The following is a 25127-nucleotide window of genomic DNA, read 5'->3' as shown; positions in this document are numbered from 1 at the left end:
CGTCCCCCTGCCGTCCATGTGCCGTCCGCGGCGCGGAAACCTAGCCTGGAGCCATGACCACTCCGTCCTCGCCCGGCACCACCTTCGCGGACGCCGACCCCGCCACAGGGGCCGCGGTCAAGGCGGCGGACCGGGCACACGTCTTCCACTCCTGGTCGGCGCAGGAGGTCATCGACCCGCTCGCGGTGGCGGGCGCCGAGGGCTCGTACTTCTGGGACTACGACGGCAACCGCTACCTGGACTTCTCCTCGCAGCTGGTCAACACCAACATCGGCCACCAGCACCCGAGGGTCGTCGCCGCCATCCAGGAGCAGGCGGCCAGGCTCGCCACCTTCGCACCGGCCTTCGCCATCGACGTACGCTCCGAGGCCGCGCGGCTGATCGCCGAACTGACCCCGGGCGACCTGGACAAGATCTTCTTCACCAACGGCGGCGCGGAAGCCGTGGAGAACGCGGTCCGCATGGCCCGGCTGCACACCGGCCGGCCCAAGGTGCTCAGCGCCTACCGCAGCTACCACGGCTCCACCGCCGCCGCGATCAACCTCACCGGCGACCCGCGCCGCTGGGCCTCCGACACCGCCTCCGCGGGCGTCGTGCACTTCTGGGGCCCCTACCTCTACCGCTCGCAGTTCCACGCCTCCGACGAGGCGCAGGAGTGCACCAGGGCGCTGGAGCACCTGGAGCAGCTCGTCGCCTTCGAAGGCCCGCAGTCCGTGGCCGCGGTGATCCTGGAGACCGTCGTCGGCACCGGGGGCGTCCTCGTCCCGCCGGACGGCTACCTGGCGGGCGTGCGCGAGCTGTGCGACCGGTACGGCATCGTCTTCATCCTCGACGAGGTCATGGCCGGCTTCGGCCGCACCGGCCGCTGGTTCGCCGCAGACCACTGGGACGCCGTACCCGACCTGCTGACCTTCGCCAAGGGCGTCAACTCCGGATACGTGCCGCTGGGCGGCGTCGCCATCTCCGAGCGGATCGCCGCGACCTTCGCGACCCGCCCCTACCCCGGCGGCCTCACCTACTCGGGGCACCCGCTGGCCTGCGCGTCCGCCGTCGCGACCATCAACGCGATGCGCGACGAGCACATCGTGGAGAATGCCGCGCACATCGGCGAGAGCGTGCTCGGCCCAGGTCTGCGCGACATCGCCGAGCGCCACCCGAGCGTCGGCGAGGTCCGCGGCATGGGTGTCTTCTGGGCGCTCGACCTGGTCAAGGACAAGATCACCCGTGAGCCGCTGGTGCCGTACAACGCGGCAGGCGCCGACAACGCCCCGATGGCCGACTTCGCCGCCGCCTGCAAGCGCTCGGGGCTGTGGCCCTTCGTCAACATGAACCGCACCCACGTCGTGCCGCCCTGCACGATCACCGAGTCCGAGGCGAAGGAAGGCCTCGGCCTGCTGGACGAGGCCTTGAGCGTCGCCGACCGGCACACCGCCGCAGCCGCGGGCTGACCCGGCCGGCGGGCCGCGGCCACCGGCCGACCGGGCCGCACCCGGCGGCCCGCCGCCGTATCGTGTGCGGGCGGGTGCGCGGCCGGAAGCCACCCGCAGCCGCGACGCGACAAGGAGTGACGCCATGCCGGAGGCCGCAGGGCCTGCCACACCGGTGCGGCGCAGCAGCCTGCGCCAGCAGATAGCCGACGCCCTGCGCGACGAGGTGCTCACCGGCAGGCTGCAGGCCGGGCGGCACTTCACCGTCAAGGAGATCGCCGAGCTGTACGGCGTCTCGGCCACGCCCGTCCGCGAAGCGCTGGTCGACCTGGCCGCACAGGGCCTGCTCGACGTCGAGCAGCACCGCGGCTTCCAGGTGCGCCGGCTCACCGCTGCCGACTTCCGCTCGCTCAGCGAGGCGCGGCTCTTCATCGTCGACGCCGCCTTCCGGCAGATGGCCGAGCACGGCATGGGCGACCTGCCCGCCGACGCCATCGCCTCCGTACGCCGCCGGGCCGAAGCCGCGGCCGGCGCCGCCCAGGCCGGCAGCCTCGACGTCCTCGTCGGCTGCGACCTGCGCTTCTGGCGTGAGCTGACCGCCATCGGCGGCAACCCGCACATCTGCGAGTTCCTCGACCGCATCCGCACCCAGACCTGGGTGTACGCCGTCCCGCACCTGCGCGCGCTCCGCGACCCCGCGGGGGTGTGCTGGGCCGGCCACGTCGCCCTGGTCGACGCGGTCGCCGCCCGCGACACCGCGGCCGCCCACGCCCTGACCACACAGGCCGACGCCCACACCCGCGCCCTCGTCGAGAAGCTGGCACCCGCACGCTCCTGACGCGGCAGGCACCGCCGACTTACGCTGTACGCCTCCGACCGGATGGAGTGTTCGTTGGCCTGCGACCTGTGGCTGGTGCCGCTGGTGGATGTGCTCTGCCACAGCCCGGAAAACCCGTTCTCCGAGGAACTCGCCCGCTACGACAAGGCCCTCAGCGACGCCGGACAGCCGCCCGTACCCGTCTACTCCTACATGCCCGGCCTGTCCGGCGACGTCGGCCCCGTGGCCTGCTTCGACTACGACGCCCTGCACTTCCTGCGCCGCGCCTACCTGCTGCGCCTCCAGGGCCTGGAGGTCTCCCCCGTCGACGCGCTCGGCGGCGACTACGAGCAGCTGCTGGAGATGTTCGAGACCACCGCCCAGGCATCGCACCTGGTGTGGCACTACGACCACGCCGGCGCATATGTGCCGCTGGACTTCCCGCACCCCGTCGTCAACGACGAACTCCTCGAAGGCGGCGGCCCGCTCGGCTCCAGCCACGGCCTGCTGCGCGAGCTGGAGTTCGTCGCCCCCGCCCTCGGCATCGACCCGGCCAACCCGCCGCTGCCGCCGGCCCCGCCGGAACGCCACACCACCCTCGAAGAGCCCGCCCTTCAGCCGCCGACCGCCTTCGACGGCCCCTTCGCCCGCGAACACCACGTCTGGCTCGGCCTGCACGCGGCCGCGACCCGCTCGCTCGGCCAGGGGTCGATGATCGTCTTCAGCTGAATTTCCGCGAGCGCCCCCGGCGGTCATCCCTGCCGGGGGTTCTCCGGGGGGCGCTGGCGCGGCATGTTCGGGCGCGTGCTCGGGTGCGGGAGGCGGGGGGCAGGCGGGGCCTCCGGGCGGACAGGGGTCCAGCCCGGGTACTGGGTGCGCAACAGGGTGCCGGCCGCCGTACGGGAACCGAAGTCCAGCATCCAGTCCGCGGTCTCCATCCGCACCAGGTCGGCGACGTCGTCGCAGAAGCGGCGCAGGATCGCCAGACACCGCTCCGCCGCCTCCGACGCGGTGCCCTCCGTCGGGCCGAGCACCTCCCGCACGCTCTCCGACGCCCAGTCGAAGCGCAGCTGCTCAAGGCGCCGCTCCACGCCCTGCGCGGTGCCCACGTCCCGCATCCAGCCCGCCGTCAGACCCAGCACCCGGTCCAGCACCACGCACACCGTCGCCATCAGCAGCGCCAGATACCCCCAGGCCACCGTCGACCCGCCGGTGCCGGTCAGCTCCACCAGCGGCAGCGCCGCACCCACCGCGGCGAACAGCGCGGCACCGCAGCGCAAGGCCCGCGCGCCCCTGCGCTTCCACACCCGGTCCCGCAGATACCAGTCCGCCGTGAGCAGCGCGCCCGACTCCGCCCAGCGGTACAGCTCCTCCAGGCGCTCGGCGGGCTCGCCCCAGTCGCCCAGCGGGAAGGGCAGCGCCCGCAGGTCCTCGTGCTGCTGGTGCAGCGCCCGCCGCTCGGGCTCCTCCCGAGGGGCCTCCTCGGGAAACATGTCCGGCTGGCTCACTGCACGCTCCCTCGACGGCTGCCGGTGCTTCCCGGCAGTGATGAAGGTCTCTTCTTAGCGCCGAACGGCTGAGCGTGGGATGGGGAGTGCGGGAATTCCGCCCGTACGGGCTGCGTGATCAGGTATAGGCCGCGGAATGCGGTCACCCGAAAGAGTGAGGGCGGCCGGTGCCGGTACGGGCCACTACCCTGGTGCGCGTGAAGGTCCTTGTCATCGGCGGCGGCGCCCGCGAACACGCCCTGTGCCGCTCCCTGTCCCTCGACCCCGACGTGACGTCGCTGCACTGCGCTCCCGGCAACGCCGGAATCGCCGAGGTGGCCGAACTGCACCAGGTCGACGCGCTCGACGGTGCGGCGGTCGCCGACCTCGCCGCGTCCCTCGGAGCCGAATTCGTCATCGTCGGCCCCGAGGCGCCGCTCGTGGCGGGCGTCGCCGACGCGGTACGCGCACGCGGCATCGACTGCTTCGGCCCCAGCAAGGAGGCCGCGCAGCTGGAGGGTTCCAAGGCCTTCGCCAAGGACGTCATGGCCGCTGCCGGCGTACCGACCGCCCGCTCCTACGTGTGCACCACGGAGGAGGAGATCGACCGCGCCCTCGACGCCTTCGGTGCGCCTTACGTCGTCAAGGACGACGGGCTCGCCGCGGGCAAGGGCGTCGTCGTCACCGGCGACGTCGCCAGTGCGCGCGCCCACGCGCTCGCCTGCGTGGCCGCGCCCGGCCGGGTGGTCATCGAGGAGTACCTCGACGGCCCCGAGGTGTCGCTGTTCGCCGTCACCGACGGCGAGACCGTCGTGCCCCTCCAGCCCGCCCAGGACTTCAAACGCGCCCTCGACGGCGACGAAGGCCCCAACACCGGCGGCATGGGTGCGTACTCGCCGCTGCCCTGGGCCGACCCGAAACTCGTCGACGAGGTCGAGCGAACCGTGCTCCAGCCGACCGTCGACGAACTGCGCCGCCGCGGTACGCCCTTCGCGGGCCTGCTCTACGCCGGCCTCGCCATCACCTCGCGCGGTGTGCGGGTCATCGAGTTCAACGCGCGCTTCGGCGACCCCGAGACACAGGTCGTCCTCGCCCGGCTCAGGACCCCGCTGGCCGGGCTCCTGCGCGCCGCCGCCACCGGGCAGCTCGCCGCGTACCCCGCGCTGCGGTGGAGCGAAGGCGCCGCGGTGACGGTCGTCATCGCGTCGTACAACTACCCCGACACGCCGCGGACCGGCGACCCCATCACCGGGCTCGACGCGGTCGCGTCCCTCGGGGGCGACGCGTACGTCCTGCACGCCGGGACGCGGCGTGAGGACGACGGGCGGGTCGTCAGCGCCGGCGGTCGCGTCCTTTCCGTGACCGCGACCGGGGCGGACGTGGCTGCCGCCCGGGAGCGGGCGTACGCGGCCGTCGACTGCGTCGCGCTTGAGGGAGGCCACCACCGCCGGGACATCGCCTCCGCGGTGTAGCCCCCGCGCCCCCCTCGCCCTGCCTTCCCGGGCCGCCCCGGGACCTTCCGCCCGGCGGTGGGTTGCGCGCGCAGCTCCGCCCCCAGAGCTTCGCCTGGGGGCACCCCCAGCGCCTCCTGAGGTCCTGCCCCCTGCGGTGCGTTGCTTGCCTGCGGCTGCGTGGGGGCTTGTCGCGCAGTTCCGCCCCCAGAGCTTCGCCTGGGGGTACCCCCAGCGCCTCCTGGGTGATTGCCGCTTGCGGTGGGCTTGCACCTTTCGGTGGGTGAGTGATCGGGCGCGCAGTTCCCCGCGCCCCTGGGTGTTGCCCTCTGTGCAAGAGGGTGAGCGTTTTTCAGGGGCGCGGGGAACTGCGCGCCCAGCCCATCACCGGGCGGAAGGTCCCGGGGCGGCCCGGAGGGGGATGTTCGGGGGGAAGCCACTCCAAGGAGTGATGGGTCGGCCGTATGGATGACTGGTTCGCGGGGGGCGAACTAGGGTGCCGCCGAGGCGCACTGCGAGACATTGCGGCAAACAGCCGTACGGCCATTGCGATGTCGGTGGGCGGTGCGACAGTGGGGGGAGGCCGTCACCGGGGCGGTCGCCACAGCGCAGGGGGTGAGCCGCCCGATGGCTGGAGAAGCAGGCGAGGCAGTGGCGCGGACCCGCGCGCTGGCGGTGCTGCGCGTCCGCGGCGCCGCGCTCGGCGCGGCCCTGCTCCCGGCCGCCGCCGCGGTGGTCCTGCACGTGGCCGGGTCGACCGGCCGGATCGACGGCCCCGCGTGGGACGGCGTGCGCTGGGGTGTGACGGCCGCCGCGGCCGTCCTGCTCGCCGTGGCCGCGGCGGTGGCCGCGGTCATCACGCGGGCGCGCCCCGCCGTGAGCCCCGCCGTACCCGTCCCGGAGAGCGCCGCACCCGACCTGCACCGCATGGTGCAGGACCTGGCCGACAAGCTGCAGGTCCCGCTCCCGTCGGGGATAGAGCTGACCCCCGACTGCGACAGCTGGCTGGAGGACCGCAGGCCGGAGGCCGGCGAGCAGGAGCGCCGGCCCGCCCCCGTGCTGGTGATCGGCTCGCCCTTCCTGTGGTGGATGCGCGTCGCCGAGCTGCGTGCCCTGCTGGCCCCGGTGGTCGCGGGCACAGGTGCGGCGGCCGACCCCGAGATATACGCGGCCCGGCGCTTCGTCCGCGGCCTGGACGCCGCGGTGGGCGTCGCCGCCCAGGGCAGGCAGCGGCGTTCCGTGCTGCTGCGCCCCGCGTACGGCTTCCTCGGCTGGGCAGGCCGCCTGCTGCTGCGCGGGTGCAGTCCGCATGTCGCGGAGATGGAGCGGGGGGTGGCCGCAGCCGCGTCCGAACGGGCGCAGGCCGTCGACTACGGCCTGCGGATCGTCGCCCAGGAACAGGTCGGGCTCGCCTACGCCGGGTGGGACCGGCTGCTGACCCGGGTCGCACTGCCAGCCTGGCGGATGGGACGCTGGCCGTCCCGGCTGGACGCCGGCGTCGTCGCCGCACTCACCGAACTGTCCCGGCGCGACCGGCTCGCCGACGGCTTCGAGACCAGGCTCGGCGAACGGCCCGCCTGCGACCTGCTCGAAGAGCCGGGCGTGGTGGACGAGGCGGTGTCCCTGCTCGCGGCCCGGCTCTTCCACGGCGGCCCGTGCCGCATCGGCCCCGAGTTCGCGCCGGTGAGCTGGGCGCGCTACCCCGAGGAGGTCGTGGACCGCATCTGGCGCGCGGAGGCCGCACGGCTGGTGCAGGTCCTGGACGAAGTACGCCCTGGCGCCCGCGCCCGGGCCGCGGAAGCCGCGACCGCCCGCGGGCCGCGCGACCGCGGACTGCTGCTGCGGGACGAGGCCGGGCGCGCGACGCTGGGCCGCGTCATCGACCGGCTCGCCGCCGGTGGCAGCGAGGAGTTGGCGGCGCGGATCGGGGCGCTCGTCGCGCAGGACGAGGCCACGGCGGCCGTGGCCGTGGAGGCGTCCGCCACGCCCGTCTACCAGTTGCTGCCGCCGCGCACCGGGCGGGAACTGCTCGCCGACCACGTCACCGCGATGGTGTGCTGTGCGGCCGTCGACACGGCCGGCGCCGGGGCCGGGCTCGACTGGCTCGACGGCCCCGCCCTCGTGGTCGACGGCACCAGGCGGGGTGACCTCAGCTTTCCCGTTCTTCGACTCGTCGAGAACGGGGACGCCGCGCCGCTCCGCGCATGGCTTTCCGCCCTGGGCGTCCACCCGGAAAAGTCCGTCCGCCTCGCCTAGGCCGTGTTTTGGAAGTCCCGCCTGCCCCGCGACGCCTGGCACGCACGCTCGCTGCGTTGTCGGAGTCGTCCGAGTAGGCCCACTACGAGGACGACCCTGCGCCTTGCGATCGCACGCACCAGACGCCGCGGGGCCCGCCCTGTGGGCGGACGGCGCTACTTCCAAAACACGGCCTAGCCCCTCCCCGCGCCCCCCCGGCGCCCCGGCCCTGCCCCTTGCGACAAGCCCCCGCGCACCGGCATGTGGCGGCGCCACAGCACGTGGCACTCACCGGCCCGCCCGGATCGTGGCGGCGCCACAGCACGTGGCACCCCCCTTCCGTGTGGCCGGAAAGGGTGGCTCGGGCGGGAAGATTTTCGCCACGAACCGTGACGGCGGGGCCGCGAACTGTGATGTGCTGGGCGCGTACCGCAATAGTGCCCCCGCCGCCTGCGGCGGCAGTCGCGGGCGGTGCGGTGGGGACGGAGGGGATGGGTGATGGCCGCGGATCGCATCAGGCGGTGGGAGTCGGGCGCGCTGGCGCACGGGGTGTCGGATCCGTTCGGGCAGGGGCCGTTGCCGTGGCTGCGGGGGGAGTCGGACTACCCGGGGGACGACGGCCAGCCGGTGCCCTGGTACGTGGACCTGGCCGCGAGCAGCGGTGAGGCGCCGCGGCGCCCGCATCTGCCGGGGCCGCGGATGGCGGACGACGTGCGGCGGCAGATCAAGGGCTTCGCGTCGGCCGGGGCGGTGGCCCCGGGCGAGGCCGTGGACTTCCGGATCACCGTGGACCCGCCGCAGGAGTTCACCGTCGACGTGTACCGGATCGGGCACTACGGGGGTGACGGCGCCGCGCAGGTGAGTGCGAGCCCGCGGCTGTCGGGCATCGTGCAGCCGGCCCCGCTGGCGGCGGGAAGGACGATTTCCTGCCACCACTGGTGGCAGTCCTGGCGGTTGCAGGTCCCGCCGCACTGGCGCACCGGCGCCTATGTGGCGGTGCTGACGACGGTGGACGGCTACCGCAGCCATGTGCCGTTCACGGTGCGGGACCCGGCGGCCCGCGCCGACCTGCTTCTGCTGCTGCCGGATGTGACGTGGCAGGCGTACAACCTGTACCCGGAGGACGGCAGGACGGGGGCGAGCCTGTATCACGCGTGGGACGAGGAGGGCCGGCTGCTGGGTGAGGAGGAGGCGGCCGGGACGGTGTCCTTCGACCGGCCGTACGCGGGTGCGGGCCTGCCGCTGCACATCGGGCACGCCTACGACTTCGTGCGGTTCGCCGAGCGGTACGGCTACGACCTGGCCTATGCGGACGCCCGCGACCTGCATGCGGGCCGGGTGGATCCGGGGCTGTACCGGGGCATGGTCTTCCCCGGGCACGACGAGTACTGGTCGGTGCCGATGCGCCGGGCGGCGGAGGCGGCCAGGGACTCGGGCACCTCGCTGGTGTTCCTGTCGGCGAACACCATGTACTGGCAGGTGGAGCTGGCGCCGTCGCCTGCCGGTGACGCGGACCGGCTGCTGAGCTGCCGCAAGCCGCGCGGGGACACCAAGGGCCGCGGCAGCCTGTGGCGGGAGCTGGGGGAGCCGGAGCAGCTGCTGCTGGGGGTTCAGTACGCGGGCCGGGTGCCGCAGCCGTCGCCGCTGGTGGTGCGCAATGCGGGGCACTGGCTGTGGGAGGCGACGGGCGCGGCGGAGGGTGACGCGGTGGAGGGCCTGGTGGCGGGTGAGGCGGACCGTTACTTCCCGCGGACGCCGCTGCCGGAGTCGACCGAGCGCATCCTGCTGGCGCACTCGCCGTACGAGGCGGCGGACGGGCGCCGCTGCCACCAGGAGACGTCGCTCTACCGGGCGCCGAGCGGTGCGTACGTCTTCGCGTCGGGGACCTTCGCCTGGTCGCCGGCGCTGGACCGGCCCGGGCATGTGGATGCGCGCATCCAGCGTGCGACCGCCAATCTGCTGGATCGTATCTGCAAGCACTGCTGAGTCCACAGGCGCATCCGGCCCGGGCGCCGCGACCTGCGCGCGCCGCATCCCTCCCGGTACGCGAGAATCAGGGGCTGAACCACCGATTGGGGAGGACGACCGATGCCCGGATTCGTCGACAAACCGGAGCCGGTGCAGGTGCCGGGACTGGTCCATCTGCACACCGGCAAGGTGCGCGAGCTGTACCGCAACGAGGCCGGGGACCTGGTGATGGTGGCCAGTGACCGCACCTCGGCGTACGACTGGGTGCTGCCCACCGACATCCCGGACAAGGGGCGGGTGCTGACCCGGCTGTCGCTGTGGTGGTTCGACCAGCTGGCCGACCTGGTGCCCAACCACGTGGTCTCGACCGAGGTGCCCGAGGGTGCGCCCGCGGACTGGGCGGGCCGGACGATGGTGTGCAGGTCGCTGCGGATGGTGCCGGTGGAGTGCGTGGCACGCGGCTATCTGACCGGCTCGGGGCTGCTGGAGTACGACGAGCACCGTACGGTGTGCGGTCTCGCGCTGCCCGAGGGCCTGGTGGACGGCTCGGAGCTGCCGGCGCCGATCTTCACCCCGGCGACGAAGGCCGCGGTCGGCGACCACGACGAGAACGTGTCGTACGAGGAGGTCGCCCGCCAGGTCGGCGCGGAGACGGCGGCGCAGCTGCGGCAGACGACGCTGGCGGTCTACGGGCGGGCGCGGGACGTGGCCAGGGAGCGCGGGCTGATCCTGGCGGACACGAAGTTCGAGTTCGGCCATGACGACCGGGGCGGGCTGGTGATCGCCGACGAGGTGCTGACGCCGGACTCGTCGCGCTACTGGCCGGCCGACCTGTGGGAGCCGGGGCACGCGCAGCCGGCCTTCGACAAGCAGTTCATCCGCGACTGGCTGACGTCCGACGCCTCGGGCTGGGACCGCAGCGGCGACGCCCCCCCGCCCGAGCTGCCGCCGGAGGTCGTGGAGCAGTCCAGGGCGCGCTACGTGGAGGCGTACGAGCGGCTGACCGGCACCCCCTGGTCGTAGCCCGGACGGTAGGAACGGCGAAGGCCCCGGTCGGGTGACCGGGGCCTTCGTTCTTCCTGGAGCGGACGACGAGATTCGAACTCGCGACCCTCACCTTGGCAAGGTGATGCTCTACCAACTGAGCCACGTCCGCAGGTCGTGCAGATACTGTACCCGATCGGCCCAGCGCACCGGAAACTGCTTTCCGCCGGGTGTGAGACCCGACACACGACGGGCACATGGCGAAGGCCCCGGTCATGTGACCGGGGCCTTCGTTCCTGCTGGAGCGGACGACGAGATTCGAACTCGCGACCCTCACCTTGGCAAGGTGATGCTCTACCAACTGAGCCACGTCCGCAGGTCGTGCTGACCACTCTACCCGATGCGCCACATGTCAATGACCGGAGTCATCGGCCGTGGCGCTTTCGCGTCGGCGATCGGAGCGGGCGACAGGAATTGCACACTGCGCCTCCCCCCTGGAAGGGGGGCGCTCTACTACTGAGCTACACCCGCATGATGTCCGCTGACCTGGCCTTTCGGTCCTGCCCTCGGCGTGCTCCACACACTAGCGGACGGATGGGGGTGGCTGTCCAGTCGGCCCCTGCCCGCCGTGTCGCGGTCGGAGCCGGGGGTGCGGCCGGCTGCTGACCGGTCGGTCGCACCCCCAACTGCCCTGCGTTCAGCCCGCCTTGTTGAACGCCTCGTAGACCTTCTTGGGAATGCGGCCGCGGGCCGGCACCTCGAATCCGTTGGACTGCGCCCACGCGCGGACGGTGGCCGGGGTGGGGGCGATGGGGGTGCGCTTGTAGGCGCGGCCGGAAAGCGTGCGGCGGCGGCCGGCTTCGACGTAGGGCGCCAGCTCGTGGCGCAGTTTGTCCGCGTTCTCGGACGAGAGGTCGATCTCGTACCACTGCCCGTCGACGCCGAATGCGATCGTTTCCGCGGCCTCGCCGCCGTCGAGATCATCGGCGAGGGTGACCAGTACGCGTTGCGCCATGGGGAATCGGTCCTTTCGTACGCCGTCGGCATGCCCCCGCGGTGACCGGCCGGTGTCGCCGGGGCCGGCGGCCGCGCCGTGCCGCCGTGGCCTCGCGGCCCGGTGCGGTACGGGTACGGCCCGGCTGTGGTGTCGCGGGCACGCCGACGCGCAGGTGTCGACAAATGTGCATTCAGGGCGGTGCTTGTGCGGTGTCACGGAATGGGACGGCAGATGTTACTGATAATTCCCGGCCGCGCGTCATCCCAAGCCTTGTACGCCATCGGGACCCTATGATTTTCCGCCGGGTTTCCCCAGGTATTTTGACAGCCGATACATAAACGTGATGCATGATCTGCCGCTGATCGGACGTACATCCCATATCTACTCGCGTAGAATTTCGCACCGGGTACGCTGGAGCCACCTCACGCACCACACCACCGGGAGTGCCAGTGGCACGCGTCGTAGTCGACGTCATGCTCAAGCCGGAGATCCTCGACCCCCAGGGCCAGGCAGTACAGCGTGCGCTGCCGCGCCTCGGCTTCGCCGGGATCTCCGACGTCCGCCAGGGAAAGCGCTTTGAACTCGAGGTCGAGGGGCCGGTCGACGACGCCGCCCTCGCCCGCATTCGGGAGATGGCGGAAACCTTTCTCGCCAACACCGTGATCGAGGACTTCGACGTAAAGGTCGAGTCGTGACTGCCCGCATTGGTGTCGTCACATTTCCCGGCACGCTGGACGACCGCGACACGCAGCGGGCGATCGGCATCGCGGGCGCGGAAGCGGTTCCGCTCTGGCACCGCGACAAGGACCTCAAGCAGGTCGACGCGGTCGTTCTGCCCGGCGGCTTCTCCTACGGCGACTATCTGCGGGCCGGCGCGATCTCCCGCTTCTCGCCCGTGATGGGATCGATTGTCGAACAGGCGAACGCAGGAATGCCCGTGCTCGGCATCTGCAACGGTTTCCAGGTGCTGTGCGAAGCGCATCTGCTGCCGGGTGCGATGCTCAGGAACACCGGGCTCCACTTCGTGTGCCGCGACCAGAAGCTGCGGGTCGAGACGGCAGCCACCGCCTGGACCGCGGACTACGCGGCCGGCGAGGAGATCTCCATCCCGCTGAAGAACATCGACGGCCGCTACACCGCCGACGAGCGCACCCTCGACGACCTGGAGGCCGAGGGCCGGGTCGTCTTCCGCTACCGGGACGTCAACCCGAACGGGTCGCTGCGCGACATCGCCGGCATCAGCAACGCGGCGGGCAACGTCGTCGGCCTCATGCCGCATCCCGAGCACGCGGTCGAGCCGCTGATCGGCACCGGCCGCACCGACGGCCTCGCCTTCTTCACCTCGGTCATCAAGAAGCTGGTCTCCGCATGAGTCTCGATACCGGAGCCGCCGAGGGAGCGACTGAGCGCCCCAGCCAGCGACGTCAGCACCACATCGCGCGAAGGAGCGACCGAGCGTGACCCTGGATACCGTCAAGCACGCCGCCGAGACCCCCGAGTCGGGGCAGCCCTGGAAGGAACTCGGCCTCAAGGAGGACGAGTACGCCCGGATCAGGGAGATCCTGGGCCGCCGCCCGACCGGCGCCGAGCTGGCCATGTACTCGGTCATGTGGTCCGAGCACTGCTCGTACAAGTCCAGCAAGGTGCACCTGAAGCAGTTCGGCGAGAAGGCGCCGCAGACCGACGCGCTGCTGGTCGGCATCGGTGAGAACGCCGGAGTGGTCGACGTCGGCCAGGGCTACGCGGTCACCTTCAAGATCGAGTCGCACAACCACCCCTCGTACATCGAGCCCTACCAGGGCGCGGCCACCGGTGTCGGCGGCATCGTGCGGGACATCCTGGCCATGGGCGCGCGCCCGGTCGCGGTCATGGACCCGCTGCGCTTCGGCGCCGCCGACCACCCCGACACCAAGCGCGTACTGCCCGGCGTCGTCGCCGGCGTCGGCGGCTACGGCAACTGCCTGGGCCTGCCCAACATCGGCGGCGAGGTCGTCTTCGACCCCTGCTACCAGGGCAACCCGCTGGTCAACGCGCTGTGCGTGGGCGTCATGAAGCACGAGGACATCCACCTCGCGCAGGCCTCGGGCGCCGGCAACAAGGTGATCCTGTACGGCGCCAGGACCGGCGGCGACGGCATCGGCGGTGTGTCGGTGCTGGCCAGCGAGACCTTCGACTCCACAGGACCCTCCCGGCGGCCCGCCGTCCAGGTCGGCGACCCCTTCCAGGAGAAGCTGCTCATCGAGTGCACCCTGGAGATCTTCCGCGAGCAGCTGGTCGCGGGCATCCAGGACCTCGGCGGCGCCGGCCTGTCCTGCGCCACCTCCGAGCTGGCCTCGGCCGGCTCCGGCGGCATGCGGGTCGAGCTGGACACCGTGCCGCTGCGCGACGCGACGCTCTCGCCCGAGGAGATCCTCATGAGCGAGTCGCAGGAGCGGATGTGCGCGATCGTCGAGCCGGACAAGGTCGACCGCTTCCTGGAGATCTGCGAGAAGTGGGATGTCATCGCGACCGTCATCGGTGAGGTCACCGAGGGTTCGCGGCTGGAGATCTTCTGGCACGGCGAGCAGATCGTGGACGTGCCGCCGCGTTCCGTGGCGCACGAGGGGCCGACGTACCACCGCCCCTACGCCCGCCCCGACTGGCAGGACACGCTGCAGGCCGACGACGCGGGCCGGCTGCCGCGGCCCGCGGACTCCGCGGAGCTGCGCGCCCAGGTGCTCACGCTGGTCGGCTCGCCCAACCAGGCGTCCAAGTCCTGGGTCACCGACCAGTACGACCGTTTCGTGCAGGGCAACACGGTGCTGGCCCAGCCCGAGGACTCCGGTGTCGTACGCATCGACGCCGACACCGACCTCGGCGTGGCGCTGGCCACCGACGGCAACGGGCGCTACGCCAAGCTCGACCCCTACACGGGTGCGCAGCTCGCGCTGGCGGAGGCGTACCGCAACGTCGCCGCGACCGGTGCGAAGCCGCTGGCCGTCTCCGACTGCCTGAACTTCGGCTCCCCCGAGGACCCGGCGGTCATGTGGCAGTTCGCCGAGGCCACCCGCGGTCTCGCCGACGGCTGCCTGGCCCTGGGCACCCCGGTGACCGGCGGCAACGTCTCGCTGTACAACCAGACCGGGGACGCGGCCATCCACCCGACCCCGGTGGTCGCGGTGCTCGGCGTGATCGACGACGTCAACCGGCGTACGCCGATGGCGTTCGGCGAGCAGGGCCAGCTGATCCTGCTGCTGGGCGAGACCCGCGAGGAGTTCGGCGGCTCGGCCTGGTCCCAGGTCGTCCACGACCACCTCGGCGGCATGCCGCCCGCAGTGGACCTGGAGCGGGAGAAGCTGCTCGCCGAGATCCTGATCTCCGGCTCGCGCGACGGCATGATCGACGCCGCCCACGACCTGTCCGACGGTGGCCTGATCCAGGCGGTCACCGAGTCCTGCCTGCGCGGCGGCCACGGTGCCCGGCTCGTCGTGCCGGACGGGCTCGACGCCTTCACCTTCCTCTTCTCGGAGTCCGCGGGCCGCGCGATCGTCGCGGTGCCGCGCTCGGAGGAGCTGCGCTTCACCGACATGTGCGGTGCGCGCGGTCTGCCGGTCACCCGGATCGGCGTGATCGACGGCGACGCGGTGGAGGTCCAGGGCGAGTTCGCGATCCCGCTGGCCGAGCTGGGTGCGGTGCACGAGGGCACGATTCCGGGGCTGCTGGCCTGAATCGCGCGACCCCTGGGGGGCGTACGCGGCGGCCCGGCGCTTCAGCCGGGCCCGCCGCGTACGCCCCCCGGTGCGTCACCGCCCACTTCGGCCCCGCCCCGGTGTCTGCACCCCTGCCGGACACGAACCGGGGACACGGACCGCGGGAAAGAGGCAGTGATGCGCAAGCTGATCGTGACGACGTACGCGACGCTGGACGGGCACGTGGGGGACCTGCAGGACTGGGGGCTGCCCTTCGACCACGAGGCGACGGCCCGCTACCACGGGAGTCTGCTGAAGAACTGCGACGGGCTGCTGCTGGGCCGCAGGACCTACCAGCTCTTCGCCGCCATCTGGCCGGGCAGGTCCGGGCTCGCCTACGTCGACAAGCTCAACAGCCTCCCCAAGCACGTGGCTTCGACCACCCTCACCGAACTGCCGTGGCAGAACTCGCAGCTGCTCGAAGGGGACGCGGTCGCGGCCACCTGCAAGCTCAAGGAACAGCCCGGCGGCGACCTGGTCGCCTACGGCGGCGAGTCCTTGACCGCGGCGCTGCTGGAAGCCGGCCTGGTGGACCAATACCGGGTGCTGGTCTCGCCGGTGCTGCTGGGCAAGGCGGGACCCCGGCTCTTCGAGCCGGGCTCGCGCCGGGTGGACCTCACGCTCGCCGAGGCCACCGTGATGGGACCGGGGGTGGCGGCCCTCACGTACTGCCCGTCCGCGTAGCGAAATTGGCTGGCAGGGGCGCTGCGCGGGCTGGTTGGGTGCGGGCATGACGCACGAACTGCCCGACGGCTACGAGTTGTCCACCGACCCCGCGCGGCTCGACGCGGCGCTCATCCACCGGTGGCTGTCACAGGACGCGTACTGGGCGCTCGGGCGTCCGCGGGACAAGCAGGACGCGGCGATCGCCGGATCCCTCAACTTCGGGGTCTACGACAGCGCGTCGGGCGCCCAGTCCGCGTACGCGCGGATCGTCACCGACCTGTCCACCTTCGCCTGGCTCTGCGACGTCTACGTCGATCCCGCCGCCCGCGGCAAGGGCCTCGGGACGGCGCTGGTGGCCGCCGTGCGCGACCACCTCGCCCCCTACGGCCTGCGCCGCATCATGCTGGCCACCGCCGACGCGCACGGCGTCTACGCCCAGGTGGGGTTCGAACCGCTCGCGGACCCGGGCAAGTGGATGGCGCTCGGCGAGCAGTAGCCGGCACGCCGTCCCGTCTCTTCACGCCTTTCGCGCCGCCTGCTCGCTCCCCAGGTGCTCGGCCGTAAAGCCCTCGCGCCAGGTCGGGTAGCGCGGCGCCCACTCCAGGGCCTGCCTGGCCCGGGAGTTGTCGGCGCCGCGCAGCCTGGTCATGAAGGCGGCGCCCCATGCGCCGGCGGCGAGCCGGGCCATCGCCGTGGGGACCTTCTGCGGCGCCGGGGCGCCGAGCAGCGCGGCCACCCCGGGCAGCCAGTCGCGCAGCAGCGCGGGCTCGTCGTCCACGATGTTGAGCGCCCCGGTCACCTGCGGGTGGTCCAGCGCGGCGACCACCGCGGAGGCCGCGTCCCGGGTGTGGGTGAAGGAGAAGGTGCCGCTGCCGTCGCCGACGACCGGCATCTTGCGGGCGCTGATCTGCGCCAGGCCCGACCCGCCGCGCCCGAAGGCGGTGCCGGGTCCGTAGAGGTGCCCGAAGCGCAGCACCAGGCCGCCGGCCTCCGCGGTGATCCGCTCCAGCGTCCGCAGCGCCTCCAGGGTCGTCGCCCACTGCTTGGGCGGCCGGTTCCAGAACGGCGCGTCCTCGTCGGCCGCGCCGGGCGCCGGGTCGTAGGCGTAGGCCAGGCCCTGCGCGAGGAAGCGGGCGCCGGCGTCGCCCGCGGCCGAGGCCAGTGTCCGTGCGGACTCGGTGCGCAGCCGGTTGGTCAGCGCGAAGTCCCGTTCCATCCGGCGCGGGTCGATCCGCGCGGGGATCGCGGTGAGCAGGTGCACGACGGCGTCCGGCTGCGCGTCCCGCACGCTCGCGGCCAGTGCGGCCTGGTCCAGGGCGTCCACGCCGACGGCCCGCACCCCTGCGGCCCGCTGCGGTCCCGGCCTGCGCGACAGCGCGACGACCTCGTGCCCCGCGGCGGTGAGCAGCGGCACGACCTGCCGCCCGACGACCCCGGTCGCGCCCGCGACGACTACTCGCATGATGACTCCCCTGCCTGTGCGTACTTCCCTCGCGTACTTCCTTGACGCGGGGAGGACGGGCGGGTGCGGGCGGGCGTGACAACCGCGGCCGTGACGCCGGTCACAGGGGGTCAGGCGGGCGGGTCCTGCGCCCGTCGCGCGAGGTCGGCGAGGCGCCGGCGGGCGCTGTCGAGGTTGTCGCGGACCGTGCGGGTCTGCGGGTGGTCCGCGCCGAGGGCTCGCTCCACGTCGGCGAGCAGGGGTTCGAACAGCGCGGCGGCCCGTGCGACGTCCCCGGTCGCCCTGACGGTGCTGGCGAGGTTGTTGCGCGAATTCAGGGTGTTGGGGTGGTCGGGGCCGAGGATGCGCAGCCGGGCCGCGAGGATCTGCTCGTGCATGGCCAGTGCCCGGTCCACCTGCCCCGCAGAACGGTAGGCGGTGGCGAGGTTGTTGCGGGCGATCAGGGTGGTGGGGTGGTCCGGGCCGAGGACGCGTTCGGAGTCGGCGACCAGCTGCTCGTGCTGCGGGATCGCCCGGTCGAGGTCCCGCTTCGCGTGGTACGCGTCGGCGAGGTTGGTGCGCGAGCCCAGGGTGTTGGGGTGGTCGGGGCCGAGGACGCGTACGCGCTCGGCCAGGTTGTGCTCGTGCAGTGCGATGGAGCGGTCGAGGTCGCCCGCAGAACGGTAGGCGAGGGCGAGGTTGTTGCGGGAGACCAGGGTGTTGGCGTGGTCGGGGCCGAGGATGCGCAGCCGGTCTTCGAGGTTCTGCTCAAGCAGCGGGAGCGCCCGGTCCAGGTCCCCGGCCTCCCGGTAGGTGTAGCCGAGATTGTTGCGGCTGGTCAGGGTGTTGGGGTGGTCGGGGCCGAGGATGCGCAGCCGGTCGGCGAGGTTCCGCTCGTGCAGCTCGATCGCCCGCTGGAGATGGCCCGCGCCTTCGTGGGCGAGCGCGAGGTTGTTCAGCGAGATCATCGTGCTGGGGCTGTCGGCGCCCTGCAGGCGCCGGTCGCTGTCGTAGGTGCGGCTCAGCTGGTCGATCGCGCGCGGCAAGTCCCCCTGGTCCTGCAGGAATTCACCGGTGAGGCCCAGCAGCCGGCAGGTCGTGAGGGTGTCGGTCTCCGGGGAGGTGTGGTCGGCGAGTGCGAGGACGTGCGGGAGCAGGCGGCGCCACACCGGCCAGGTCGCCGGGCTGCCCGGCTGCCGGGGGGCGGCGTCGATCAGCAGCCTGGTCGCCCTGGCGCGGGCCTCGTCGACCAGCTCCGGTGTGCGGTGCGGGTCCGCCGGGTCAGAGGTGCGGGAGACCGCCTGGACCAGGCGGTGGACGGCGAGCAGCGGTTCTTCCGGGTCGCCGCCGCGGGTGAGCATGTTGTACGCGGCCAGCTTCCCCAGCGCCTCGCCCAGGCCCGGCTGCGGGGCCAGGCCGTTCAGCAGGCCGGCCGGGATGCCGTCCGGGGCGAACCAGGCCAGGACCCGCAGGATCCGCCCCGGCAGCGGGTCGTCGGCGGCCAGCCGGTCCAGGATCAGCCGCCAGGTCCTGGCGATGGTGCGGCCGGGGTCGGTGTCCTCGTCGCCGGTCGCGTAAAGGTGCGCCGACTGCTCGGCCAGCAGGGCCAGATACGCCCGTGCCGTCAGGCCGTTCTGCGCGATGTAGCCGCCGGCCTGCACGATGGCCAGCGGGAGGTGGCCGAGCTGCGCGCACAACTCGTCGCCCCCGTCGAGGGTTTGCGCCGCCGCCCCGACGGTCCTGCCCAGCAGGGCCAGCGCCTCGTCCGGCGCGAGGACGTCCAGGCGTACGGGCGTCGCGCCGATCCGCTGCCAGCCGACCGCGCGGCGGCTCGTGGCCAGGAAGCGTCCGCCGCCCCCGCCCAGCCGCTCCAGCAGGGCGCTGATGTCGCGCATCGCGGTGACGTTGTCCAGGACCAGCAGCCAGCCGTCGTGCGCGGCCAGCCAGGCGACCGCGCGTTCCGCCAGCGCCTCGGAGGACAGGAAGCGGTCGAGCTGCGGTTCCAGCGCGATCGCCAGCCGGCGCAGGCCCGCCTCGACGCCGGCGCCGTCCTCCGCGGTGAGCCACACGACCTGGGTGAACTCCCGGGCGTGCAGGGCCACGTACTGCGCCGCCAGAGCGCTCTTGCCGATGCCGCCCAGGCCGTGCACGGCCTGGACCACGGCTCCCCTGCCGCCGGACAGGGCCTGCTCCAGCACGGCCAACTCCCGTGTGCGGCCCACGAACTGGCGGGCCTGCGCGTCGAGGCCGACGGGGCCTGCGGCGGGCGGGACGTCCGCGACCGGGGGGAGGGAGCCGACCGTCACGGCGGTGATCGGGGAGTGGTCGCCGGTGGTGACCGGGGCGTGGTTGGCGGCGCCGACGGTGACGGAGCGCTCGCCGCCGGGGGGTTGGGGGAGAACGGCTCCGGGCCGGGCGCCCGGGGGTGCGGTGTGTGCGGCTTCGGGCTGCGCGCCCGCGCCCGGGGGGCCGCCTGCCTGCGGTTCGGTGCTCAACCGCCGTCCCTCACCGGGGAGTTGTCGCCCGTCGTGATCGGCCCCGTGTTGTCGCCCGCGACGGCCACCGACCGGGTGCCGGTCGCATGCGCCTGCGGCCCCGCGGGGAACATCCCGGCCAGCTCGGCCGCCAGCTCCGGGTGCTCCAGCAGGATCCGCCGGACCTGCAACCGCAGTGCGGCCACCGCGTCCGGGTCGTCCTCCTCGGCCGCCGCGAGGTCCTCGACGGCGCCCTCCAACCGCCCGGGTTCCGCCGCCACACCCAGCAGCCGCGCCAGCAGCCGCCGCCCCAGCCCGACCGTGCCCTGCGCCGCCGCGTCCTGCACCCGGCTGAGCACCCCGACCCCGTACGCCCCGACGGCCGCACTGATCGCGGGCACCACCTGTCCCACCAACACCTCGACCTCGGGCATGGTCCCCCTCCGGCGCGAACGATCCGTCCCCCCATCGTAGGGACGACCCACCCGCGGGACACGCTTTACGCGGGGCCGGCCGCGTACGCCTCGTGCACCGGGACCTCGCGCATCGAACGTATCGGCGAGGCCAGCAGGATCAGCCCGGGCAGCAGCGTCGCCCCGGCCAGGACCAGCAGCGCCGGGCGCAGCCCCGCCCAGGTGGCCAGGGCGCCCGCCGCCAGCGGGCCGAGGAAGCGCAGGCCCTGCGCCAGGAAGCGGGTGGTCGCCGTCATCCGGCCGAGCATGTCCGGCGGGCAGACCAGCTGGCGTACCGACCCCGTCGCCGTCACCGCGACCATGCCCGTCGCGGTCAGCGCGGTGAAGGCCAGCGCCACCGTCCACTGCCCCGCCGGGCCGCGGCCCACCAGTGGCGTCACCGTCTCCAGCGGCGCCGACAGCAGGGTGCCCAGCACCATCGTCCGGCTCATCCCCACCCGTTCGACGACCCGGCGGGCCGCCATGCCGCCCAGGACGCCGCCGATCAGGCTCAGCCCGTACACCAGGCCCGCCGCGCGCACGCTCCAGTGCAGCTCCCTGATCACGTACAGCAGCCAGAAGGCGCTGACCCCGGCCAGCAGGAAGGTCGTCACCGCGTCGGCCAGCACCATGACCCGCAGCAGCGGGTGCCGCAGCACCAGGCGCAGGCCCTCGCGTATCTCGTGCCGCAGCCGCGTGCCCGCCGCCCGCGGCTTCGGGGCCGGCTCACGGAAGCGCATCAGCGCGAGCATGCCCGCGCTCAGGACGTACGAGGCCGCGTCGACGCTCACCGCGCGGGCCGCGCCCAGCGCCCCGACCAGGAAGCCGCCCGCGCTCGGGCCCGCCATCTCGGCGAGCCCGCGCCCGGTGTTCATCCGCCCGGTCGCCTCCACCAGCCGCTCCCGCCCCACCAGCAGCAGCGGCAGCGACCCGGCGGCGGCGTCGAAGACCACCGTCAGCGAGCCGACGACGAGGGCGACGGCGTAGAGCTGCGCGAGCGTCAGGTGCCACAGGGCGTTCGCGAGCGGCACCGACCCCATCGCGAGCGCGCACCCCGCCGCGCACCAGATCATCACCGGCCGCCGCCGCACCCGGTCCACGACGGCCCCGGCGGGCAGCGACACCAGCAGCACGGGCAGCGCCCCCGCCGCGCCGAGCGCGGCCACCTCGAAGTCCGAGGCGTGCAGGGTCACGATCGCCACGAGCGGCAGCGCCAGCCGGCTCACCTGCGACCCGAACTGGTCGACCAGCTGCCCGCCCCACACCAGCCCGAAGTCCCGCCCGAGCTTTTCCCTCTTCCCCCGCCACCACATCCGCCCGAGTCTAGGCGGCTCGGGCCACGCGGACCCGGCGGACCGACTTGCCGACGGCTACGCTCGATTCCTGGGCGCGGAAGCGCATCGAGGCGTCGAGTGTGATCATCCGGTCACGGACGGTTCGTTGATCCGATAGAGTGATGAACCGAGCGTGAATACCCGGACACAGGGAGGTACGGGGTGACCGCTGTGGACGACCGGCCGCAGGCGCGTAACCAGGCGCTGGAGCCCGAGGCTTTCGAGCACCTGGCCTCCCTCGCGGCACGAGAGACCGAGGGGCTCCGGCTTGAGCTCATAGGCGGAAAGCTGGGGGCCAAAGCCGTGCCAGATGTGATTCACACGGCGATGACGATGTGGCTGGTGCGGCAGTGCATCCAGCAGCGGCCGGAATGGGAGCTGAGCGTCGGGCAGGGCCTCAAGATCGAGACCTACCTCAACGGCCGCGCGATCCCGGACGGCGTCCTCGCCCCGGTCAACCACCTCGTCGAAACGTCCCGCGGCGAGTGGGCCGAACCGGACGGTGTGCTCATGACGGTGGAGGTCACGTCGTTCGACCGTGACACCACGCAGCGCGACCGTATCGAAAAGCCTCGCGCATATGCCGAGTCGGCGATTCCCGTGTACCTGCTCATCGACCGCGACACCCGTGAGGTCACCGTCCACAGCGAGCCGGACGGCGGTGTCTACCAGAAGCGGGTCATCGTGCCCTTCGGGAAGACCGTCAGCCTCCCCGAGCCCGTCTCCATCGACCTGGACACCGAGCAGTTGCTGACCTGGGTGCAGGGCGAGGGCGCCTGAGCGGGACAATGGCCCGGTGACCACGGAACGGCCCTGGCCTCCCAACGTCGCCGGTGAGCGCGAGACGCTGCGCGGCTTCCTCGACCACCACCGGGCGACGCTCGCCCTCAAATGCGACGGGCTCACCGACGAGGAGTTGCGGCGGCAGTCGATGCCGCCCTCGACGCTGAGCCTGCTCGGCCTCGTACGGCACATGGCCGAGGTCGAACGCGCCTGGTTCCGCCGGGTCGTCGCCGCCGAGGACATCCCCCTGGTCTGGTCCGACTCCCTGGACTTCCAGGTCGCCTACGACGCCGCCACCGCGACCCGCGAGGAGGCCTTCACGGCCTGGCAGTCCGAGATCGCCCACGCCCGCCGCATCGAGGCCGCAGCCCCCACCCTGGACGCGGTCGTCCACAACTCCCGCGGCCCGGAAGACCTCTCCCTGCGCACGGTGATGCTCCACGTCATCCTCGAATACGGTCGCCACAACGGCCACGCCGACCTCCTCCGCGAGGCCATCGACGGCACGGTCGGGGAGTGACGTACTTCTGCCGGTGCGCGCCGCGTGGCAACCTGGTGGCATGGATCGCCGCGATGCCAACGACCAGGTGCGCGCCGCCTTACGGGACGCGACGTACGAGACGCTCGCCAGGTCCTTCCGGGACAGCCCGGAACCCGTCTACCGGCTGCGGACGGCGTGGTTCGAGCCGTGCACGCTGGCCGAGAGCCACACCGTCGACGGCTCGCTGCAGTCGCTGACCCTCGCGTACGGCCCGTGGGACACCGGGCAGCCACACGTCAGGGTGACGACCTGGCGGGACCTGCTCGACCAGAACACCGTCGACGACATCCCGGCCGAACTCGCCGCCGTACCCCTCGAAGACGTCACGGTCGACATCGACGGCACCCCGCACCCCGGGGCGCTCCAACGGCACCCCGCCGGCGCCTGGGCGCTGCGCGTCGACCTCGGCTCCCACCACCTCCTGGCCTCCGGCCGCGGCCCCACCGGCGACCTGGCCTTCACCCCGCTCACCGACCTGACCCGGACGATCGAGGCCCGCCGCAAGTACCTCGCGTCCCGCCCCCGCTACAGTTCGCGGCATAGGTACTCGACCGCCACATCTAGCGACGAAGATTCCCGTGTCGAGGATCAGGCGTCGGGCCATGACGCACTTGGCCCATCCGTGAGCAGTTCGCGGGTCGCGTATACATCGCGGGCGAAGCCCTCGTCCGGACGATGTGCCGCCAGGATGTCGTTAATCACCGTCGGGCGAGCTGACCCCCGGCTGGGGCGGTCAGGGGCGCCAGGGGGAGGTCGCCGGACTTTATGGCGGTGATGAAGGCGGACCAGGCGGGGTGGGGGAAGAGGAGGGTTGGACCCTCGGGGTCCTTCGAGTCGCGGACGGGGCGCACGCCGGGTATGCCGTCCGCGACCTCTACGCAGTTGCCGCCGTCTCCGTTGCTGTACGACGACTTACGCCACTGAGCCGTGCCCAGGTCCCGCGCTGTGCTCATGTCTGCCGTACTCCTCTGCCACCGACTCCATCAGCGTCAGGGACGCCCCCGGTGACAGTGCGACGGCCCTGGCGCAATCGTATGACCGCTGGTACTCGCTGACGATTGCTGGTGAGTCCAGCAAGTGACCTGAGTGAGCACCTTCCAGGTAGACGGCGGGTGGTGCGTCCTCGAAGGTCATCAGGGTGAGGGCGCTTCCGGCGAGCGGATGGGCTCCCGCACTGAACGGGACGATCTGCACCATGATCCGCCTACTGCGGGCGAGTTCGGCGATGTGCAGCAGTTGCTCCCGCATACCCGCGCGATCGCAGACGCCCGTCCGCAGGGCGGCCTCGTGCAGGATGGCCCAATACTGCGGCGTTGTTGGGTCGTCGAAGAGGACAGCTCGCTCGATACGGGCGTGCACCCGCTCCTCGACCTGTCTGTCGGCCAGCAGCGGGCTGGTCGCCCGGATCAGGGCTCGCGCATACGCCTCGCTCTGCAGCAGGCCGGGCAGTATCTGCGCCGCGAACTCGCAGATCGCAGCCGCCTGCGTCATCAACTCCGCGACGTGCGCGAAATACTCCGCATGCTTCGTCGTCTTCAGCACCATCCGGCACAGCCGCTCCAGGTGGCCGCCCGTGTTCAGCACGGAGTCCATCCGCTGGGAAAGGTCCAGCTGCGGGCGGCGGTTGGCGGATTCGATCTGGCCGACATACGCGCCGGAGCAAAAGACGCGTTCGCCGAGGGCTTCTTGGGAGAGGCCCGCCTTCTCGCGTAAGCGGCGCAATTCTGCGCCGTAGAAGGACTGGGGGGAGTCGAAGGGGTTGAGTTCCTTGGGCTGAACCACGGCGTGCGGCCTTCCTGACAGTGCGGGAGCTGGGTGCCACTCCATTGCCGAGCCTAACTGCATACGGCAACGCTTGTACGACGGACGGTAATTGTCGTGTGACGAGAGAGTGGTGTGGGACGGATGGAGACTCTGTACGGCCGGGGTGTGAGCGCGGGGTGGAGCTTCACCCGGAGCGCGAAGGCCCCGGGCAGGGCGCGGCGGCTGCTGCGGGAGCAGATGGAGGAGTGGGGGGTGGGTGGGGACGTACGGGACGTGGCGGAACTGCTGGTCAGCGAGCTGGTGACGAACTCCGTGCGGCATGCGTGCCGTCCGACGGGGCGGCTGATCGCGGTCGGTGCGGAGATGGACCCGGGCCGGCTGCTGCGGGTGGAGGTCGCGGACGCCTCCGACGTACCGCCGGTCGTGAAGGCGGGCGCGGCGCCGGAGGCGGAAGGAGGGCGGGGGCTGGTTCTGGTGGCGGCGCTTGCCGCGGACTGGGGGACGTATCCGCGGCAGCACGTGGGCAAGGTTGTCTGGTTCGCGCTCGGGCTCAAAGCGCTGTGAAGGCCCGGCGGGAG

At 72.6% G+C, this 25127-nt stretch carries 24 protein-coding genes and 3 tRNA genes; 16 read left to right on the top strand and 11 right to left on the bottom strand.

Translation table 11 applies throughout. The annotated features are described in order from the left end of the window. Positions 1-53: 53 nt before the first annotated feature. The 3 genes from JT723_RS04555 to JT723_RS04545 all read left to right on the top strand — a co-directional run bounded on the left by JT723_RS04555 (position 54) and on the right by JT723_RS04545 (position 2973). Positions 54-1448, top strand: a complete 1395-nt coding sequence (locus tag JT723_RS04555) for an aspartate aminotransferase family protein (protein WP_205043053.1) — start codon at positions 54-56, stop codon at positions 1446-1448. Between the two features lie 124 nt (positions 1449-1572). After that, complete coding sequence (locus JT723_RS04550; RefSeq protein WP_205043052.1) at positions 1573-2265, top strand: GntR family transcriptional regulator; 693 nt, start codon at positions 1573-1575, stop codon at positions 2263-2265. A gap of 54 nt (positions 2266-2319) precedes the next feature. Continuing rightward, positions 2320-2973 carry a putative DNA-mimic protein gene (locus JT723_RS04545; RefSeq protein ID WP_205043051.1) on the top strand — a complete coding sequence of 218 codons (654 nt, stop codon included), beginning with the start codon at positions 2320-2322 and terminating at the stop codon, positions 2971-2973. A 23-nt stretch (positions 2974-2996) separates the two neighbouring features. Here JT723_RS04545 and JT723_RS04540 read toward each other — a convergent pair whose 3' ends face one another. Beyond that, positions 2997-3752, bottom strand: a complete 756-nt coding sequence (locus tag JT723_RS04540; protein ID WP_251513064.1) for an SLATT domain-containing protein — start codon at positions 3750-3752, stop codon at positions 2997-2999. Positions 3753-3949: 197 nt separating this feature from the next. On the opposite strand from JT723_RS04540, the gene purD reads away from it, so the two are divergent. From purD to JT723_RS04520, 4 genes are all read left to right on the top strand, one after another. Further along, positions 3950-5203 (top strand): phosphoribosylamine--glycine ligase, encoded by a 1254-nt coding sequence (purD, locus tag JT723_RS04535; RefSeq protein WP_205043050.1) that lies wholly within the window; start codon positions 3950-3952, stop codon positions 5201-5203. 606 nt (positions 5204-5809) lie between these two features. Beyond that, positions 5810-7438: a hypothetical protein gene (locus tag JT723_RS04530; protein ID WP_205043049.1), complete on the top strand. Its 1629-nt coding sequence runs from the start codon at positions 5810-5812 to the stop codon at positions 7436-7438. A 477-nt stretch (positions 7439-7915) separates the two neighbouring features. Continuing rightward, positions 7916-9403 carry a N,N-dimethylformamidase beta subunit family domain-containing protein gene (locus JT723_RS04525; RefSeq protein ID WP_205043048.1) on the top strand — a complete coding sequence of 496 codons (1488 nt, stop codon included), beginning with the start codon at positions 7916-7918 and terminating at the stop codon, positions 9401-9403. Between the two features lie 102 nt (positions 9404-9505). Beyond that, a complete protein-coding gene (locus JT723_RS04520) occupies positions 9506-10408 on the top strand; it encodes a phosphoribosylaminoimidazolesuccinocarboxamide synthase (protein WP_205043047.1) in 903 nt (300 codons plus the stop codon). Positions 10409-10465: 57 nt separating this feature from the next. Here the strand turns inward: JT723_RS04520 and JT723_RS04515 are convergent. The 4 genes from JT723_RS04515 to JT723_RS04500 all read right to left on the bottom strand — a co-directional run bounded on the left by JT723_RS04515 (position 10466) and on the right by JT723_RS04500 (position 11384). Continuing rightward, positions 10466-10541: transfer RNA gene (locus JT723_RS04515), tRNA-Gly, on the bottom strand. A 128-nt stretch (positions 10542-10669) separates the two neighbouring features. After that, positions 10670-10745: transfer RNA gene (locus JT723_RS04510), tRNA-Gly, on the bottom strand. An 83-nt stretch (positions 10746-10828) separates the two neighbouring features. Beyond that, positions 10829-10900, bottom strand: a tRNA-Gly gene (locus JT723_RS04505). 166 nt (positions 10901-11066) lie between these two features. Continuing rightward, positions 11067-11384 (bottom strand): histone-like nucleoid-structuring protein Lsr2, encoded by a 318-nt coding sequence (locus JT723_RS04500; protein WP_033177966.1) that lies wholly within the window; start codon positions 11382-11384, stop codon positions 11067-11069. Positions 11385-11815: 431 nt separating this feature from the next. Here JT723_RS04500 and purS point away from each other — a divergent pair, with 431 nt between their 5' ends. The 5 genes from purS to JT723_RS04475 all read left to right on the top strand — a co-directional run bounded on the left by purS (position 11816) and on the right by JT723_RS04475 (position 16256). Continuing rightward, positions 11816-12061: a phosphoribosylformylglycinamidine synthase subunit PurS gene (purS, locus tag JT723_RS04495; RefSeq protein ID WP_031516589.1), complete on the top strand. Its 246-nt coding sequence runs from the start codon at positions 11816-11818 to the stop codon at positions 12059-12061. Then, the gene (gene purQ, locus JT723_RS04490; protein WP_205043046.1) at positions 12058-12738 is read left to right on the top strand and encodes a phosphoribosylformylglycinamidine synthase subunit PurQ; all 681 of its coding nucleotides are present in this window, start codon (positions 12058-12060) and stop codon (positions 12736-12738) included. The genes purS and purQ overlap by 4 nt, the downstream gene beginning before the upstream one ends. An 85-nt stretch (positions 12739-12823) precedes the next feature. Further along, positions 12824-15073 carry a phosphoribosylformylglycinamidine synthase subunit PurL gene (gene purL, locus JT723_RS04485; RefSeq protein WP_205043045.1) on the top strand — a complete coding sequence of 750 codons (2250 nt, stop codon included), beginning with the start codon at positions 12824-12826 and terminating at the stop codon, positions 15071-15073. A 159-nt stretch (positions 15074-15232) separates the two neighbouring features. Beyond that, complete coding sequence (locus JT723_RS04480) at positions 15233-15778, top strand: dihydrofolate reductase family protein (protein ID WP_205043044.1); 546 nt, start codon at positions 15233-15235, stop codon at positions 15776-15778. 46 nt (positions 15779-15824) lie between these two features. After that, the gene (locus JT723_RS04475; protein ID WP_205043043.1) at positions 15825-16256 is read left to right on the top strand and encodes a GNAT family N-acetyltransferase; all 432 of its coding nucleotides are present in this window, start codon (positions 15825-15827) and stop codon (positions 16254-16256) included. 21 nt (positions 16257-16277) lie between these two features. Here the strand turns inward: JT723_RS04475 and JT723_RS04470 are convergent, their stop codons facing one another. The 4 genes from JT723_RS04470 to JT723_RS04455 all read right to left on the bottom strand — a co-directional run bounded on the left by JT723_RS04470 (position 16278) and on the right by JT723_RS04455 (position 21440). Continuing rightward, positions 16278-17222 (bottom strand): NAD-dependent epimerase/dehydratase family protein, encoded by a 945-nt coding sequence (locus JT723_RS04470; protein ID WP_205043042.1) that lies wholly within the window; start codon positions 17220-17222, stop codon positions 16278-16280. A gap of 110 nt (positions 17223-17332) precedes the next feature. Beyond that, entirely contained in the window at positions 17333-19696 is a 2364-nt protein-coding gene (locus JT723_RS04465) for a tetratricopeptide repeat protein (RefSeq protein WP_205043041.1), read from the bottom strand. Continuing rightward, positions 19693-20109: a hypothetical protein gene (locus JT723_RS04460; protein WP_205043040.1), complete on the bottom strand. Its 417-nt coding sequence runs from the start codon at positions 20107-20109 to the stop codon at positions 19693-19695. Before JT723_RS04460 ends, JT723_RS04465 begins: the two co-directional genes overlap by 4 nt. A 65-nt stretch (positions 20110-20174) precedes the next feature. After that, complete coding sequence (locus tag JT723_RS04455) at positions 20175-21440, bottom strand: MFS transporter (protein WP_205043039.1); 1266 nt, start codon at positions 21438-21440, stop codon at positions 20175-20177. A gap of 183 nt (positions 21441-21623) precedes the next feature. Here JT723_RS04455 and JT723_RS04450 point away from each other — a divergent pair, with 183 nt between their 5' ends. The 3 genes from JT723_RS04450 to JT723_RS04440 are packed head-to-tail and all read left to right on the top strand — an operon-like array spanning position 21624 to position 23560. After that, complete coding sequence (locus JT723_RS04450; protein WP_251513063.1) at positions 21624-22241, top strand: Uma2 family endonuclease; 618 nt, start codon at positions 21624-21626, stop codon at positions 22239-22241. A 16-nt stretch (positions 22242-22257) separates the two neighbouring features. Further along, the gene (locus tag JT723_RS04445; protein ID WP_205043038.1) at positions 22258-22764 is read left to right on the top strand and encodes a DinB family protein; all 507 of its coding nucleotides are present in this window, start codon (positions 22258-22260) and stop codon (positions 22762-22764) included. A gap of 40 nt (positions 22765-22804) precedes the next feature. Then, the gene (locus JT723_RS04440; RefSeq protein WP_205043037.1) at positions 22805-23560 is read left to right on the top strand and encodes a hypothetical protein; all 756 of its coding nucleotides are present in this window, start codon (positions 22805-22807) and stop codon (positions 23558-23560) included. Here the strand turns inward: JT723_RS04440 and JT723_RS04435 are convergent. Both JT723_RS04435 and JT723_RS04430 read right to left on the bottom strand, forming a co-directional pair. Then, on the bottom strand, positions 23484-23738 hold the full coding sequence (locus tag JT723_RS04435) for a DUF397 domain-containing protein (RefSeq protein ID WP_205043036.1): 255 nt from the start codon (positions 23736-23738) through the stop codon (positions 23484-23486). The genes JT723_RS04440 and JT723_RS04435 overlap by 77 nt on opposite strands. Further along, a complete protein-coding gene (locus JT723_RS04430) occupies positions 23698-24567 on the bottom strand; it encodes a helix-turn-helix domain-containing protein (protein WP_251513061.1) in 870 nt (289 codons plus the stop codon). Before JT723_RS04430 ends, JT723_RS04435 begins: the two co-directional genes overlap by 41 nt. 123 nt (positions 24568-24690) lie before the next feature. On the opposite strand from JT723_RS04430, the gene JT723_RS04425 reads away from it, so the two are divergent. Next, complete coding sequence (locus JT723_RS04425; RefSeq protein WP_205043035.1) at positions 24691-25113, top strand: ATP-binding protein; 423 nt, start codon at positions 24691-24693, stop codon at positions 25111-25113. The last annotated feature ends 14 nt before the right edge of the window (positions 25114-25127 follow it).

It is taken from the genome of Actinacidiphila bryophytorum, from assembly GCF_016916835.1.
GTDB classification, from domain to species: domain Bacteria; phylum Actinomycetota; class Actinomycetes; order Streptomycetales; family Streptomycetaceae; genus Actinacidiphila; species Actinacidiphila bryophytorum.
Note: the sequence above shows the minus strand (reverse complement) of the source record. Positions and strands in the feature narration are given on the sequence as shown.

Coding starts and splice junctions, on each gene's coding strand:
- JT723_RS04555 (WP_205043053.1), top strand. CDS start 54: ATGACCACTCCGTCCTCGCCCGGCACCACCTTCGCGGACGCCGACCCC.
- JT723_RS04550 (WP_205043052.1), top strand. CDS start 1,573: ATGCCGGAGGCCGCAGGGCCTGCCACACCGGTGCGGCGCAGCAGCCTG.
- JT723_RS04530 (WP_205043049.1), top strand. CDS start 5,810: ATGGCTGGAGAAGCAGGCGAGGCAGTGGCGCGGACCCGCGCGCTGGCG.
- JT723_RS04525 (WP_205043048.1), top strand. CDS start 7,916: ATGGCCGCGGATCGCATCAGGCGGTGGGAGTCGGGCGCGCTGGCGCAC.
- JT723_RS04520 (WP_205043047.1), top strand. CDS start 9,506: ATGCCCGGATTCGTCGACAAACCGGAGCCGGTGCAGGTGCCGGGACTG.
- JT723_RS04500 (WP_033177966.1), bottom strand. CDS start 11,384: ATGGCGCAACGCGTACTGGTCACCCTCGCCGATGATCTCGACGGCGGC.
- JT723_RS04480 (WP_205043044.1), top strand. CDS start 15,233: ATGCGCAAGCTGATCGTGACGACGTACGCGACGCTGGACGGGCACGTG.
- JT723_RS04475 (WP_205043043.1), top strand. CDS start 15,825: ATGACGCACGAACTGCCCGACGGCTACGAGTTGTCCACCGACCCCGCG.
- JT723_RS04470 (WP_205043042.1), bottom strand. CDS start 17,222: ATGCGAGTAGTCGTCGCGGGCGCGACCGGGGTCGTCGGGCGGCAGGTC.
- JT723_RS04460 (WP_205043040.1), bottom strand. CDS start 20,109: ATGCCCGAGGTCGAGGTGTTGGTGGGACAGGTGGTGCCCGCGATCAGT.
- JT723_RS04455 (WP_205043039.1), bottom strand. CDS start 21,440: ATGTGGTGGCGGGGGAAGAGGGAAAAGCTCGGGCGGGACTTCGGGCTG.
- JT723_RS04440 (WP_205043037.1), top strand. CDS start 22,805: ATGGATCGCCGCGATGCCAACGACCAGGTGCGCGCCGCCTTACGGGAC.
- JT723_RS04435 (WP_205043036.1), bottom strand. CDS start 23,738: ATGAGCACAGCGCGGGACCTGGGCACGGCTCAGTGGCGTAAGTCGTCG.
- JT723_RS04425 (WP_205043035.1), top strand. CDS start 24,691: ATGGAGACTCTGTACGGCCGGGGTGTGAGCGCGGGGTGGAGCTTCACC.